This is a genomic window from Streptomyces sp. NPDC101160, from assembly GCF_044768205.1.
GTDB lineage: Bacteria > Actinomycetota > Actinomycetes > Streptomycetales > Streptomycetaceae > Streptomyces.
The window spans coordinates 555,035-568,245 of sequence record NZ_JBIWPJ010000001.1 but is presented as its reverse complement, the minus strand read 5'-3'; the positions used below and the strand labels follow the sequence as shown (position 1 = coordinate 568,245).

The following is a 13,211-nucleotide window of genomic DNA, read 5'->3' as shown; positions in this document are numbered from 1 at the left end:
ACCCTCTCGTACGGGTCTGACAATCAGGCCCCGGCGGCGTCCAGGTGCGCCGCGAGCCGCGCCAGGAACTCCCGCTGACCCGCCACCAGAAGCGGTTCGGCCGCCGGGAGTCCGTACCAGCCGACCCGGTCGATCTCCGGGAACTCGCGCTGCACGCCCGAACCGCGCGGCCACTCCATCGTGAAGCTCCCCGGCACCACCGCGGCCGGGTCGAGATCCGCCTCCACGGCCCAGACGGTGACGAGCTTTCCGTTGCGCTGCCGCACCTCGCCGAGCGCGATCCACTCTCCGTCAGGCGCCGGAAGCCCCAGTTCCTCCTCGAACTCCCGGCGCGCCGCGGCCTCGGGCGGCTCGCCGGGCCCGTACTCGCCCTTGGGGACCGACCAGGCCGCCTCGGACCGCGAGGCCCAGAACGGGCCGCCCATGTGGGCGATCAGGACCTCCGTGCCGCCGTCCGACGTGCGGCGGAAGAGGAGGAGACCGGCGCTGCGCTTCTCGGGCATACGGCCCAGTGTGGCGGACCCCGGTCCCGCGTGCCCCGCAGCTCGCCGCTCACCGGTCACCGGGCGGCCCGACCCGTCGGAAATCTTTGATGCGTCGGAGAATCCCGACGTATCGTGGCGGCATGCCCACTGATGTGTTCGGCGTGCTGGCCAATCCGGTGCGCCGCAAACTGCTCGAAACGCTGCGGGACGGCCCGCGCTCCACCGGCGAGCTGGCAGGACTCTTCGCGCTCGGCCGGCCCGCTGTCTCCGAGCACCTGGCCGTGCTCAAGTCCGCCGGCCTGGTGCGGGAGGAGCCGCGCGGCCGGCACCGCTACTACCACCTGAAGCCGGCCCCGCTCGCCGAGGTGAGCGAGTGGCTGCATCCCTTCGAGCACTACTGGAAGCAGCGCCTGGACGCCCTGGCCGACCTGCTCGACGAGCAGCGGGACCAGCAGCGGGAGCACGAGCACGACGAGAGCGCGCACGACGAGAACGCGCACGACGAGAACGCGCACGACGAGAACGAGGAGAACGAGACATGAGCGACCAGCCCGAGAGCGACACCATCCGCCTCGCCCGGTTCCTGCCCCACCCGCCGGCCGCCGTCTGGGCCGCGCTCACCGACCCCGAGCTGCACGCCCGCTGGTGGGCCGCCGGGGACGTGAAGCCGGTCGTCGGCCACCGCTTCACCCTCGACATGGGCAACTTCGGCAGCCAGCCCTGCGAGGTGACCGAGGCCGTCCCCGAGCGCCTCCTCGCGTACCGCTTCGCCGAGGGCTCCCTCGACACCACGATCACCTGGTGCCTCGAACCGGAGGGCAGGGGCACCCGCCTCTTCCTCACCCACGCCGGCTTCGACCTCGACTCGCCGCTCGGCCGCCAGGCGTTCGAGGGGATGGGCCACGGCTGGCCGCACGTCCTCGACCGCCTCGGCGCCCTCCTGGAGGAGACGGTCTCGTAGGGCAACGACGCCTGGCCGGGGCGGTCCTACGAGCTCAGGGCCGCCGGCGCGGACGGGGTCCCCGCGAGGTCAGGGCTCTGGTGCCGAGTGGCAGGGCGGGCGTACCGTGAAGACATGATCGAGGCACGTTCGAGCCACCCCGGCAGCGCCGGGACGGGCGAAGTGGAACCGCGCGGGCGCGGACGACGCGGGATGCCGCCATGGCCGGCTCGAAGCGGACGGGACGCGGCCGCCCCGAAGCCGCCACGGCGGAAGGCAGGAAGGGCCGTGCTCCCGGTCGTCGTCCTCGCCGCCGCGTCGCTGGCGCTGACGGCTTGTTCGTCCTCCTCCAACCCGAGCGCCCCCGCCCCGAATCCGTCGGCCCCGTCGACCGAGTCGGCCCCTTCGAACCCGTCGGCTCCCTCGGCGCCGAACACGCCGTCCGGTGGTACGAGCTCCCCGTCCGCCCCGCAGGCCCCGCCCTCTTCGTCCGGCAGCACCACCCGGACCACCCACCCGAGTGGCGGCGCTCCCCAGAAGTGCAGGAGCAGCCAGCTCTCGGCCGCCCTGACGACCCCCGAACCCGCCGCGGGTTCGATCTACGCGACCCTGGTGTTCACCAACAGCTCCACCGTCACGTGCACGATGACCGGCTACCCGGGCGTCTCCTACGTGGCGCAGAACGGCGTGCAGTCCGGAAACACCGCCGTGCGCGAGCCGGGTACGGTCACCACCGTCACCCTCAAGCCCGGCGGTCGGGCGAGCGCCAAGCTGCGCGACGCGAACGGCATCAGCGGTTACGACCCGGCGCAGTGCAAGCTCTCTCCCGCCGAGGGCCTGCGGATCTACCCGCCGGATCAGAAGGCCGCGCTCTTCGTCCCGTGGAAGACGGAGCACTGCGCGGGCCCCACCGTGCACTCGCTGACCATCGGCCCGGTCGCGGCGAGCTAGTGACCTGAGTCGGAGATTCGCCGTTAGTTGGGTATGAGTCGTCCGGGTCCGAGGAATCCGCCGTTGTCGGTCACCGATGCCCAGCGGGCGGTGCTGGAGGGCTGGGTCCTGGCTGTTGCTGACGTACGCGCGCGTGCCGTCCGGGCTGACCGCCGCCCCGAACGCGCCCCGGACCCGGATGGTGGCGGCGACGGTGTTGGTGGCGGTGTCGACCACCGAGAGGGCGTATGGGCTGCTGCCGGTCCGCACCTGGGAGCCGTCCGGGGTGACCGCCGCGTACGGCGACGCCCCGCCGCTCGGGAGGGTGGAGACCGTCGCCCCGGTGGCCGGGTCGACGCCGTGGACGTTGGCGTGGCCGGAGGGGATGTAGAGCAGGGACGCGGGGTCGGCCGCGGGAGCGGGCACCGCCGGCAGCACCGCAGCCGCGGCGCCGAGGACCGCGCTCGCTCATGCTGCTCCGGCGCCACGCCGCAGGCGGCGCAGCCGCCCCGGGCGTATCGCCGTGTGGTCGGTGGTCAGTGCCATGTGTTCCGCCTCTCGCGGGATGAGAAGCCCGGCCGAACGAACGGGCTCTGTCGAATCACGCTAGCTTCACAAAACATGACGAACCATCATTTGACTGATGATGACCGTTCCCGTTCCTCCATGATCGGATCTTGATCATCTGAGGGTGGGGTGGCAGTCGCCGCAGCCCGGCACGCGCCCGCGGTCCGCGCCGAAGGGGTCGGGGCGGGCCGCGGGTGCGGTTGCTGGGGTGGTGTGGCGGGGTTGCTTCTTGTCCGCCCCGTCCTTGCCCTGGTTCATCATGCCGCCGAGGGCGCTGAGGTTGCCGGCTCCGCCGGTGGCCACGGACGCGGCCCCCTTGGCGGCGGCTGTTCGCCAGCTGCTGCATCTTCTGCAGGTGCTCGGTGGCGGTCTTGAGGGCTTCCTGGCCGCGTTCGCCGGCGGCCTTGTCGTTGCTCACGGTGGCCTCGATGCCCTTGGTGAGGACCTGGGTGACGGTGTTGATGCCGCTCATGTCGCGGAACAGGTTGGCGGTGGGGCTGGCCTGCGCCGTCTGCAGCCCGGCCGGGTCGGGCATCGCCACCAGGGGCGTGAACCGCGCCTCGGAGGCGCCCAGGGGCGCCACCTTGGTGTCCAGGTTCTGCGCGCGCGAAGCGGTGGAGACGGGGGCGATGTCGGCCGGGGTGATCTGGATGGGCGAGTCCTTCCAGTCCCAGAACCGGGTCAGGTCGATCTTCTCGGCCGAGTTGGCGCGTCCCAGGACGGCCTCGGCGAAGACGCCCTTGGTGGCGATCGCGACCGTGCTGGTCACCGGCGTGCCGTACGCGGTGGCGGTCGCCTTGCGGGCGTTGGTCCACGCCTCACGTTCCTGCTCGCTGCTGAAGTTCCACCGGAAGCCCAGGTAGTTGCCGGTCGCGGCGATCGGCTTCGGGTCCAGCACCGTGCCCAGCAGGACCGGCGCCGCGCTCGACCCTGGCGGCGAGTAGGAGGCCTGATACCCGGGAAATCCGCGGATCGGACAGGCGCCGCGACGTCGGGCCGGGGCTGGCCGCCCCGGTGAGGACCGGGGCGGCCAGGGCGGAGAGCGCTGTCCCGGCGCCACCTGCTGGTGCGTTCGGGTGCACACGAAGCGGTCACGAGCCGCGACCCCGCGGTTCGTCCGACACGATGGGGCCGGACCGTGTCACACGGCCTGCCGCGCCAGCTGCCAGAGCCCACCGCCTGGACCGCGCGGCCTGCTCCCTGGGGCGGGCCGGCCGCGTTCGCTCCCCTCCCTACCCCGTCGGAGTCACCATGGCCACACCGTCGGACCCACGCCGCCCACGCCGCCCGCGGCGCCCGCGCCGCTCCGGGGGGTCCCTCCTGCCGGTCCTGCTGCCCATCGTGGTCCTGATCGTGGCGGCGGTGGCCGTGGGCTCGTCGCTGCAGTTCACCGAGCGGGAGTCGGTCGCAACGGTCCGGACCGTCGGCTCGGGGGCCGCCGAGCGGGTGGACGTGGAGGCCACCGTCCAACACGTCGACGCCGTGGCCAAAGAGCTCGACCTGCGCGTCTGGGTCACCGTGCACGGGACCCTCGGCGAGGCCGAGGGCGCGGCCCCGGTGGCCGACCTCAGCCTCCAGACCTCCGGGGCCACCCTCAGCGACCTGGAGTTCGCGGCGCACGAGCGGCTGGCGACCAGGGACGTGCGGGTCGCCGTCGCGGACGGGTCGATCAGCGACTACCCCTTCGACGGCTACGAGACCACCATCGGGTTCCGGGCGCGGCTGGGCGGCAGGCAGGTGCCGGTGCGTCTGCTGTTCTCCAACAACGACACGCTGTTCTCCGCCTCGGCACGTCCCACGGCCGCCCGGCAGGAGGCCGCCATGGCGCTGACGCTGACCCGGTCGGGCAGCCTGCTCGTCTTCGCGGTGTTCATGATGGGCGTGATGTGGGCGCTGGCGGCGGCGGTGCTGCTCGGAGCCTGGTATCTGACGACCCGCGGCCAGGGCCTGGTCTGGCCCGCCCTCTCCTGGATGGCCGCCACCCTCTTCGCCCTCGCGGCGTTTCGCAACACCGCGCCCGGCTCGCCCCCGATCGGCTGCGTGCTGGACTGGTTCGCCTTCCTGTGGGCGGAGACCGTCATCGCCCTGTGCCTGACCGTGGTGGTGATCACCGGGGTCCGCACGGCCCTCCGCTCGGAGGACACCCCCTAGTCCTCCGGCCGGGCCGACCAGGCTGGCAGCCCCCCAAAGCCGCTGGCAGCCCCTAAGGGCCTTGGAGGTACACGGTCACCGGGCCGCCCTGCGGGTCCACGTCCGCCGCCCAGCCGGCCGCGTGCCGCAGCGAGCGGTGCGGGACCAGCAGGGTGGGCAGTCGTCGTTCCTGCACCACCCGTTCGTCCTGGGTGATGGTCAGTACCGGCCGGACCAGGCGGGTCGCGGGACGAAGCAGCAGGACGGGATCAGCCGGCGCCGGTGCCGTGAGCCGGCCCGGCGACAGCCAGCGCAGCTCGCCCGCCGCGACCAGCGGCACACCCGGCGCGGGCCACGGCGCGCCCGCCAGGTACCCCAGGACCGACGCCGCCGCGGCGCGGCCTTCCGCCGCGGCCGCCGTGGCCGGTTCGACGCCTCGGAGCAGGTTGCCGGCCGCGAAGACGCCCGGCACCGGCGTACGGAAGGCGGAGTCGACGGACGGCCCCCGGGTGGCCCGGTCCAGGGGGATGCCGCCCGACCGGGCCAGTTCGTGGTCCGGCAGCCAGTCGCCCGTGAACACCGCCGTGTCGCAGCGCAGCAGCCCCGTACGGCCGTCGGCGCCGCGCACCCGGACGCCCGTGAGTCGCCCGCGGCCGACGAGTTCGGTCACCGTCGTCCCCTGCAGGACGGGTGTGCCCGGCATCCGCGGGCTCCGGGGCCGGTCCGCGACGACGGCCGCCACCGTGACCCCGGCCCGCTGCAGGGTGCGGGCCGCGTGCCGGGCCACCGGGTCGGAGCCGACGACGACCGCGCGGCGCCCGATGCGCTCGCCGCGCAGCCCGAACAGCTCGACGGACTGCTGGAGTTCACCCGTGCTCAGCACCCCGGCGGGCCGGGAGCCCGGCACCAGGCGCGCGCTGCGCGGCCGCTCCCGCGCGCCCGTGGCGAGGAGCACCGCGCGGGCCGTGATCCGCTCCGGGCCGGTGGGCGCCGTGACCTCAAGCGTGAGGGGGCCCGCCCAGCCGGTCGCGCTCACCCCGGCCCGTACGTCGGCCCCGGCCCGTACCGCCGCACGCACCGCCCGGTGGGCATAGACCGGGCCCGGCCACGCGCCGAAGCCGGGACGCGCGCAGTGCCGGGGAACCCCGCCGGGAGCCGCCTCCCGCTCCAGGACCTCCACCCGGCCCGCGCCCGCCGCCGCGAGCCGGTCCGCCGCGGCGAGCCCCGCCGGGCCCGCGCCCACGATCACCACGTCCACCGTACGGTTCACCGCACGCCCTCCTCGAACAGCGCCCGTACCGCCGCCCCGCAGGAGAAGCCCTGGCAGCGGCCCGCCCGCGCCCGGGTGCGGCGCCGCAGTCCGTCCAGGGACGCGGGCGGCACGGTGGAGGCGAGCGCGTCGCGGATCTCGCCCCGGGTCACCCGCTCGCAGTGGCAGACGATCGTGCCGTACGCGGGGTCTCGGGCGATCCGCCCGGCGTCCCGGTACGGCCGGGGGAACGCCTCGCCGAGGTTCGGCATCCGGACGGGCGCGAGCGGCCGTTCGGCGCCGAGTTCCAGGCCCGCGTCGGCGAGCAGTTCCACCGTGTGCCGGCCGAGGGCCATCGAGGCCGTCAGGCCGGTGGAGCGGATGCCGCCGACCGTCACGTACCGCAGCTCGGGGTGGGCGGCGATCCGGTAGTCCTCGGCGCCGGTGGCGGCGCGCAGGCCCGCGTAGACGGCGGTGACCTCCTCGTCGAGCAGCGCGGGCAGGATCCGGCCGCCCTGCGCGCGCAGCGAGGCGAGCCCCTCGGCGGTCGAGCAGGTCGCCGTCTTGTCGTCGAGGTCCTCCGCGGTCGGGCCGAGCAGCACGTTGCCGTACACGGTCGGCGCGATCAGCACGCCCTTGCCGAGCGCGCCCGGCACCGGCAGCAGGATGTGCCGGACCAGGCCGCGCGCGAACTTGTCGAAGACCACGAGCTGTCCGCGCCGCGGGGTGACCGTGAAGTCGTACCGTCCCATCAGCGCGTCGAAGGCGTCCGCGTACAGCCCGCAGGCGTTGACCAGGAAACGGGTGCGCAGCACTCCGCGCCGGGTGACCAGCCGGTGCGGCGTCCCGGCTGCTCCCGGGTGGACCTTCTCCACCGGGCACTCCAGGTGCAGGTCGACGCCGGAGCGCACGGCCTGCGTGGCGTACGCGAGCGGGGTCGTCCACGGGCAGACGACGGCCTCGCCCGGCACGTCGAGCGCGCCGAGCGCACCCGGCCCCAAGTGGGGCTCGCGCGCGTACAGTTCGGCGGCGGTCAGCGGCCGGGTGCCGTGGTGCCCGTTGCGGACGGCCTTGTCGGCGAGCCGGGGCAGCGCCGCGAGCTGCTCCTCGTCCCAGGCGACGAGCAGTGCGCCGACGGGCTCGACGGGGATGCCGGTTTCCTCGGCGTACGCGGCGAGCAGCCCTGCGCCCTCGCGGACGAGGCGGGCCTCCAGGGAGCCGGGCACGGCGTCGAAACCGGTGTGCAGGATCGCGGTGTTGGCCTTCGAGCTGCCCTCGCCGATGTCCCCGCTCGCCTCCACGAGCGCGACCCGCAGCGAGTGGCGGGCCAACTCGCGGGCGATGGCGCAGCCCACCACGCCCGCGCCGACGACGGTGACGTCGTACGCGGCTCCGGGCGCCGAGCTGTCCGGCAGCACCCCGCGCCGGGTGACGGTCACGCCGCGGGTCCTTCGGCGTGGCCGGTGCCGGCGAGCAGCGCCGCCACGGCCGTGCGGAACCGGCCCAGGCGGTCCGCGGCCTCGTCGGCGGTGATCCGCGGCTGGTAGACCGCCGACGGCTTCCACTCCGGGACGGCCTCGTGGACGGGGAGGCCGGGGGAGTGGCCGAGGCGGGCGACGGCCGCGACGCCGAGGGCGGTCGCGTCGGGGAGGGCGGAGACCTCGACGGGCCGCTGGAGGAGGTCGGCCTGGGTCTGCATGAGCAGGGCCGAGCGGGTCAGGCCGCCGTCGACGCGCAGGGTGGTGAGCGGGGTGCCGAGGTCGCCGCCCGCGGCCGTGGCCAGCTCCGTGACCTGGGCGGCGATGCCTTCGCAGAGGGCCCGGACCAGATGGCCGGGCCGGGTGTCGAGGCCGAGGCCGGTGAGCGAGCCGCGGACGTCGCCGCGCCACCAGGGGGCGGCGAGACCGGCGAGGGCCGGGACGAAGGTGACGCCGCCGGAGTCCGGGACGGCGCCGCCGACCGGGTCGAGGTCCTGGGCGCCGCCGATCACCCCGAGGTCGGTGAGCCAGCGGACGGCGGAGGCGGCCGTGTAGACCTGCCCGTCCAGGCAGTAGCTGGTGCGCCCGGCGAGCCGCCAGGCGACGCAGGCGACCAGGCCGGAGCCGCCACGGCGCGGCGCGGGCCCGGTCTGGGCGAGCAGGAACGCCCCGGTGCCGTATGTGCACTTGGCGGTGCCGGGCGCGGTCACGTCCTGGGCGAGCAGGGCGGCCTGCTGGTCGACGAGGAGCCCGGTGAGGGGGAGTGGCGGGCCGAAGGCGGTGGTGGTACCGACGGGCGTGTCGCAGTCGACGACGCGCGGCAGCCGCTCCGCGCCGAGTCCGTAGACGTCGAGCGCGGTGTCGGACCAGGCGACGCTGTCCAGGTCGAGCAGTCCGGTGCGGCCGGCCGTGGCGGCGTCGGTGACGAAGGCGCCCGTGAGCCGGTGCACCAGCCATGCGTCGCTCGTCGTGACCACGCCCGCGCCGGTCAGGCTGCGGCGGATCCAGGCCATCTTCGGAGCGGCGAAGTACGGATCGAGCGGCAGACCGGTGATCCGTGTCAACTCCTCTGCGTGATCAGTGAGTTCATCGCAGACCGAGGCCGCCCGGCGGTCCTGCCAGACCAGCGCGTCGCCGAGCGGTTCGCCGTTCGCGAGGTCCCAGGCGAGCACCGTCTCGCCCTGGTTGGCCAGGCCCACGGCGACGGCGGGCTCCCCGGCTGCGGCGAGAGCCTCACGTCCGGCCGCGACCACGGAGTCGTACAGCTCACGAGGGTCGACCTCGACGAGCCCGCCGGGCAGGGCGCGCGGGTGCACCGGGGCGAAACCGGTGCCGAGGACACCGCGTTCGGGGCAGACGACGAGCGCTTTGGTGCCCGACGTGCCCTGGTCGACGGCGAGTACCGGGCCCGTCATGTGTGCGACTCCCTGTCGTCGATCTGTCGTCGTTGTTCCACCGGGAACCGCCCGGGTTCCTTGATCGTGGAACCGGTCAGCCTGATGCAGCCGGGACGCTCCGTCAAGACTTCGGGCGCGAGGCCGTCAGGTTCGCCGACGTCGCTGACATCAAGTCAAATTCAGTCGCTGGCTGATTAGTTACGGTCACGGAGAAAAGTGGATCGGTCACGTCCGGCAACCTCTATAGTGATCGCCGTTCAACGGCCGGGACGGACACGCCCTCCATCCCAGGGGACTGACCACCCCCTTCACCGACCCCGACCCCACGAGGAACCATGTCGCCCACCTTCCGCCGCGCCGCCTGATGGCGGCGCAAGGCTTCCGGCCCGTCTATCACCCGGCGGGCCACGACCACGCCCTGCGCGGCGCCGTCCAGGACCTGCGGACGGGCCGTTGGGTGGCCATGGCCCGATTACTCGACGAGACCTCCGGCTGGTCCGGCTGGACCCGTCGCACCCAGGTGCTCGGCGCCGTCGCGGCCGGCACCGACGTCGTCGAGGCCTGGCGCGCCGAACAGCCCGACTCCGCCGCCGCCACCGTGATGCACTCCCGCGTCGTCGTCGAGCGGGCCGTACGCGCCCACCGCGCCGCCCACCCCCGCACCCGCGAGCTGTGGCAGGAGGCGTGGAACGCCTGCCTGGCCGCCGCCGAACGCGCCCCCGCCGACCCGGTGCCCTGGGTCGGCCGCCTCGCCCTGTCCGTACTCGACGCACAGCAGCGCATGGAGGAACACCGCCTCGCCCCGCCCGCCCCGATGCTGCCGCCCGGCCCCTGGGGGCTGCTCGCCGAGGCCGAGAAGCGCGACCCGTACAACCGCGAGGCGCACCACCGCATGCTGCAGTTCGTGTACGCGCGCCGCTCCGGACCGCTCTCCGAGGCCGTCAACTACGCCCAGTGGGCCGCGTCGATGGCCCCCGTGGGCTCTGCCCTGCACGCCCTCCCGCTCTACGTCCGGGTCGAACGCTACCGCCGCGAACGCGGCCACGAACGCGCCCTGGACCTGCACTGGGTGACCGAGGACGCCGTCCGCGACACCCGCCGGGCCATGGACACCTGGTTCCTCTTCTGCGCCACCGAGGAAGCCAGCCTGCTCGACCTCAACCACCTGGCGCACGCACTCTACGGCGCGCTGCGGTTCCCCGACGCGGCCCGCGTGTTCGAGTCGCTCGGCCCGTTCTGGACCCCGCAGCCATGGTCGTGCCGCACCGACCGGCCCGACGAGCGCGGGCCCGCCGAGGAGGTCTTCCTGCGCGCCCGGGCCCGCTGCCTGGGCGCCTCCGAGGGCCGCACCGGCCCCTGACACCCCCCACCCCCTGATTCCCCCGTCCCCAACCCCCCTCTCCCCCCGGAGGAACGCATGTCCCGCCCCGCTCCCACCGACGCGATACGCAAGCCGCCACCGGCCCACCGGGACGAGGAGGCCCGGCTCAGAGAGCTCGGCTACCAGCCCGTCCTGGCCCGGCGGATGGGCGGCTTCGGCAACTTCGCCATCAGCTTCTCGGTCATCTCCGTGCTCTCCGGCTGCATGACCCTCTACGGCTTCGGCCTGGGCACCGGCGGACCCGCCGTGATGCTGTGGGGCTGGGCGGGCGTCGGCCTGTTCGTGCTCTGCGTCGGCCTCGCGCTCGCCGAGGTCACCAGCGCCTACCCGACCTCCGGCGCGCTCTACTACATGGCCGACCGGCTAGGCGGCCGCCGCTGGGGCTGGTACACCGGCTGGCTGAATCTGCTCGGTCTGCTGGGCGCCATCGCGGGCATCGACTACGGCGCCGCGCTCTTCACCGGCGCCTTCCTCAACCTCCAGTGGGGCATCGTCCCCACCCCCGAGTCCACCTTCGTCACCTTCCTGGTGATCCTCCTCGTGCACGCCGTGCTCAACCTCTACGGCGTCCGGCTGGTCAGCGTCCTCAACTCGATCAGCGTGTGGTGGCACCTCGGCGGCGTCGCCCTCATCGTCGGCGCGCTCGCGATCGTCCCCGACCACCACCAGTCCGCGACCTTCGTCTTCACGGAGTTCGTCGACGACACCGGCTGGGCCAACCCGCTCTACGTGGCCGCGATCGGCCTGCTCCTCGCCCAGTACACCTTCTCCGGCTACGACGCCTCCGCCCACCTCTCGGAGGAGACCGCCAACGCCTCCGTGGCCGCCGCGAAGGGCATCGTCCGCTCCATCTGGGCCTCCTGGATCGCCGGCTTCGCGCTGCTCGCCGGACTCACCTTCGCCATCAAGGACTACGCGGCCACCCAGAACTCTCCGACCGGCGTGCCGCCCGCCCAGATCTTCCTCGACGCGCTCGGCGAGGGCGGTGCCAAGGCCCTGCTGCTCGTGGTGATCGTCGCCCAGCTCTTCTGCGGCAACGCCGAGGTCGCCGCCGCCAGCCGCATGGTCTTCGCCTTCAGCCGCGACAACGCCCTGCCCGGCTCGGCGATCTGGCGCCGCGTCAGCAGCAGCACCCACACCCCGGTGCCGGCCGTCTGGCTCTCGGTGGTCGTCGCGGCGCTGCTCGCCGTGCCCTCGCTCTACTCGGCCACGGCGTACGGTGCCGTCACCGCGATCAACGTCATCGGCATCACCCCGGCCTACGCCATCCCGATCCTGCTGCGTCTGCGGGCCGGCAAGGACTTCGTCCCCGGGCCGTGGAACCTGGGCCGCTGGAGCCGCCCGATCGGCTGGATCGCGGTGATCTGGGTCGCCTTCGTCACCGTCCTGTTCTGCCTGCCCCAGCGCTCGCCGGTCACCGTCGACACCATGAACTACGCGGTGATCGCCCTGGCCGTGGTTCTCGTCCTGGCCAGCGTCTGGTGGTACGTCGCCCGCCGCTCGTACGGCACGCCGCAGTCGTACGGCACGGCGCGCGAGGAGGCGGAGATCGCCGAGGGGATCGTCTGACGGCCCTACGGGCACGGGGCCGGGCGCGGGTCCCTCGGTCGGCCGCCCGGCGCGGGTCCTTCGGTCGGGGGCCCGGGCGTGGGTGCCTCGGTCGGGGACCAGGGCGCGCGTCCGGGCCGTCGGGCCTTTCGGCCGGGCCGTCGGGCCTTTCGGCCGGGCCCCCGGGCCGTCGGCCGGGCGTCCGGTCGGCGGGCCCTGGCGGAGGCCCGGCCGACGGTCCAGGTGCGCGGGTCAGCCCGCGAACTCGTAGGTCCAGGCCCCGGTCCGGGCCGCGACGTCGATGTCGGTGACCTCCAGGGCGTGCCCGTGCTGGTCGCTCACCACGCGGTGCACGCTCAGCCGGGCGGCGCCGCCCGCCGTGTCCCCGGCCACCCTGTCCGGGGCCGCGGACACGGCCGGCACGCCGACCGACTCGCGATGGGTGGTGCGCAGACCCGCCTGGTGCATCCAGTGGTAGAGCAGCCGCAGATCGGGCTGCCGGTACCGCTCGGAGCTCCGCCGGTAGCGGCCGAGCTGCGGGATCTCCGCGAGCGCGGGCCGCGAGAACCAGGAGACCGAGCGCTGCAGCGAGATGCCCGCCGGGGTCAGCACCACGTGCCGGTACACGAGCGTGGGCTCCCCGGACGCCAGACACAGCCGCCCGGCGAGTGCCGTGGGCGGCGCCTCCCAGGACAGCGCCGCGCGCACCAGAGCGTCGGCGGCCCGCGGGCCGCCCGGGAAGGACTGCCGGCGCGGCGCGCTGGGCAGACCGCGCGGCTCGTCCGCGGGGCCCGCGTCCGTCGCGGCGGCGAACGTGCCGCGCCGGTCGGTCACCACGAGCCGTTCCTCGCGCAGGAGTTGGAGCGCGCTGCGGACGGTCTGCCGGTTGACGCGGAAGCGGAGCGCGAGATGGCGCTCGGCCGGCAGCCGGCTGCCGGCCGGAATGCGGCGATGGGTCAGGTCGTCGCGGAGTGCGGCGGCGACCCGGAGGTAGAGCGGAAGCTCCGCCCTCGGCCCCTGCTCGGGAACGGGCTCGGCCATGTCTCGGACCCTCTCTGTCGTACTGAGTTCAACCGTGCTCGGTTCAACCATTGCTCGGTGTAACC

General features: G+C 74.3%; 13 protein-coding genes. 7 read left to right on the top strand and 6 right to left on the bottom strand.

The genetic code is table 11. The annotated features are described in order from the left end of the window. Positions 1 to 23: 23 nt before the first annotated feature. Entirely contained in the window at positions 24 to 503 is a 480-nt protein-coding gene (locus ACIRSU_RS02535) for an NUDIX domain-containing protein (protein ID WP_403788390.1), read from the bottom strand. A gap of 122 nt (positions 504 to 625) precedes the next feature. On the opposite strand from ACIRSU_RS02535, the gene ACIRSU_RS02530 reads away from it, so the two are divergent. The 4 genes from ACIRSU_RS02530 (at position 626) to ACIRSU_RS02515 (ending at position 2,746) form a co-directional block, all read left to right on the top strand. Then, the gene (locus ACIRSU_RS02530) at positions 626 to 1,027 is read left to right on the top strand and encodes an ArsR/SmtB family transcription factor (RefSeq protein WP_403788388.1); all 402 of its coding nucleotides are present in this window, start codon (positions 626 to 628) and stop codon (positions 1,025 to 1,027) included. Continuing rightward, positions 1,024 to 1,446 carry an SRPBCC domain-containing protein gene (locus tag ACIRSU_RS02525; RefSeq protein WP_403788386.1) on the top strand — a complete coding sequence of 141 codons (423 nt, stop codon included), beginning with the start codon at positions 1,024 to 1,026 and terminating at the stop codon, positions 1,444 to 1,446. Before ACIRSU_RS02530 ends, ACIRSU_RS02525 begins: the two co-directional genes overlap by 4 nt. 114 nt (positions 1,447 to 1,560) lie before the next feature. Next, complete coding sequence (locus ACIRSU_RS02520; RefSeq protein WP_403788384.1) at positions 1,561 to 2,376, top strand: DUF4232 domain-containing protein; 816 nt, start codon at positions 1,561 to 1,563, stop codon at positions 2,374 to 2,376. 115 nt (positions 2,377 to 2,491) lie between these two features. Then, entirely contained in the window at positions 2,492 to 2,746 is a 255-nt protein-coding gene (locus ACIRSU_RS02515; RefSeq protein WP_403788382.1) for a hypothetical protein, read from the top strand. Between the two features lie 210 nt (positions 2,747 to 2,956). Here the strand turns inward: ACIRSU_RS02515 and ACIRSU_RS02510 are convergent, their stop codons facing one another. Continuing rightward, on the bottom strand, positions 2,957 to 3,820 hold the full coding sequence (locus ACIRSU_RS02510; RefSeq protein WP_403788380.1) for a hypothetical protein: 864 nt from the start codon (positions 3,818 to 3,820) through the stop codon (positions 2,957 to 2,959). Between the two features lie 353 nt (positions 3,821 to 4,173). Between ACIRSU_RS02510 and ACIRSU_RS02505 the strand changes: the two genes are divergently transcribed. Continuing rightward, a complete protein-coding gene (locus tag ACIRSU_RS02505; protein WP_403788378.1) occupies positions 4,174 to 5,073 on the top strand; it encodes a DUF4436 family protein in 900 nt (299 codons plus the stop codon). A gap of 52 nt (positions 5,074 to 5,125) precedes the next feature. Here ACIRSU_RS02505 and ACIRSU_RS02500 read toward each other — a convergent pair whose 3' ends face one another. From ACIRSU_RS02500 to ACIRSU_RS02490, 3 genes are read right to left on the bottom strand one after another with little or no spacing between them, the layout of a single operon-like run. Then, positions 5,126 to 6,322, bottom strand: coding sequence for an FAD-dependent oxidoreductase (locus ACIRSU_RS02500; protein ID WP_403788376.1), 1,197 nt, complete (start codon positions 6,320 to 6,322; stop codon positions 5,126 to 5,128). Further along, entirely contained in the window at positions 6,319 to 7,740 is a 1,422-nt protein-coding gene (locus tag ACIRSU_RS02495) for an FAD-dependent oxidoreductase (protein WP_403788374.1), read from the bottom strand. The genes ACIRSU_RS02500 and ACIRSU_RS02495 overlap by 4 nt, the downstream gene beginning before the upstream one ends. Beyond that, positions 7,737 to 9,194: an FGGY family carbohydrate kinase gene (locus ACIRSU_RS02490; RefSeq protein ID WP_403788372.1), complete on the bottom strand. Its 1,458-nt coding sequence runs from the start codon at positions 9,192 to 9,194 to the stop codon at positions 7,737 to 7,739. The genes ACIRSU_RS02495 and ACIRSU_RS02490 overlap by 4 nt, the downstream gene beginning before the upstream one ends. A gap of 346 nt (positions 9,195 to 9,540) precedes the next feature. On the opposite strand from ACIRSU_RS02490, the gene ACIRSU_RS02485 reads away from it, so the two are divergent. Both ACIRSU_RS02485 and ACIRSU_RS02480 read left to right on the top strand, forming a co-directional pair. Further along, entirely contained in the window at positions 9,541 to 10,536 is a 996-nt protein-coding gene (locus ACIRSU_RS02485; protein WP_403788370.1) for a hypothetical protein, read from the top strand. Between the two features lie 57 nt (positions 10,537 to 10,593). Further along, on the top strand, positions 10,594 to 12,126 hold the full coding sequence (locus ACIRSU_RS02480; RefSeq protein ID WP_403788368.1) for an amino acid permease: 1,533 nt from the start codon (positions 10,594 to 10,596) through the stop codon (positions 12,124 to 12,126). Between the two features lie 231 nt (positions 12,127 to 12,357). Here ACIRSU_RS02480 and ACIRSU_RS02475 read toward each other — a convergent pair whose 3' ends face one another. Beyond that, positions 12,358 to 13,146 carry a GntR family transcriptional regulator gene (locus tag ACIRSU_RS02475; RefSeq protein WP_403788366.1) on the bottom strand — a complete coding sequence of 263 codons (789 nt, stop codon included), beginning with the start codon at positions 13,144 to 13,146 and terminating at the stop codon, positions 12,358 to 12,360. Between the last annotated feature and the right edge of the window lie 65 nt (positions 13,147 to 13,211).

Bases quoted from the DNA above. Each gene is read 5' to 3' on its own strand.
- ACIRSU_RS02535 (WP_403788390.1), bottom strand. From the start codon at position 503: ATGCCCGAGAAGCGCAGCGCCGGTCTCCTCCTCTTCCGCCGCACGTCG.
- ACIRSU_RS02530 (WP_403788388.1), top strand. From the start codon at position 626: ATGCCCACTGATGTGTTCGGCGTGCTGGCCAATCCGGTGCGCCGCAAA.
- ACIRSU_RS02525 (WP_403788386.1), top strand. From the start codon at position 1,024: ATGAGCGACCAGCCCGAGAGCGACACCATCCGCCTCGCCCGGTTCCTG.
- ACIRSU_RS02520 (WP_403788384.1), top strand. From the start codon at position 1,561: ATGATCGAGGCACGTTCGAGCCACCCCGGCAGCGCCGGGACGGGCGAA.
- ACIRSU_RS02505 (WP_403788378.1), top strand. From the start codon at position 4,174: ATGGCCACACCGTCGGACCCACGCCGCCCACGCCGCCCGCGGCGCCCG.
- ACIRSU_RS02490 (WP_403788372.1), bottom strand. From the start codon at position 9,194: ATGACGGGCCCGGTACTCGCCGTCGACCAGGGCACGTCGGGCACCAAA.
- ACIRSU_RS02485 (WP_403788370.1), top strand. From the start codon at position 9,541: ATGGCGGCGCAAGGCTTCCGGCCCGTCTATCACCCGGCGGGCCACGAC.
- ACIRSU_RS02480 (WP_403788368.1), top strand. From the start codon at position 10,594: ATGTCCCGCCCCGCTCCCACCGACGCGATACGCAAGCCGCCACCGGCC.
- ACIRSU_RS02475 (WP_403788366.1), bottom strand. From the start codon at position 13,146: ATGGCCGAGCCCGTTCCCGAGCAGGGGCCGAGGGCGGAGCTTCCGCTC.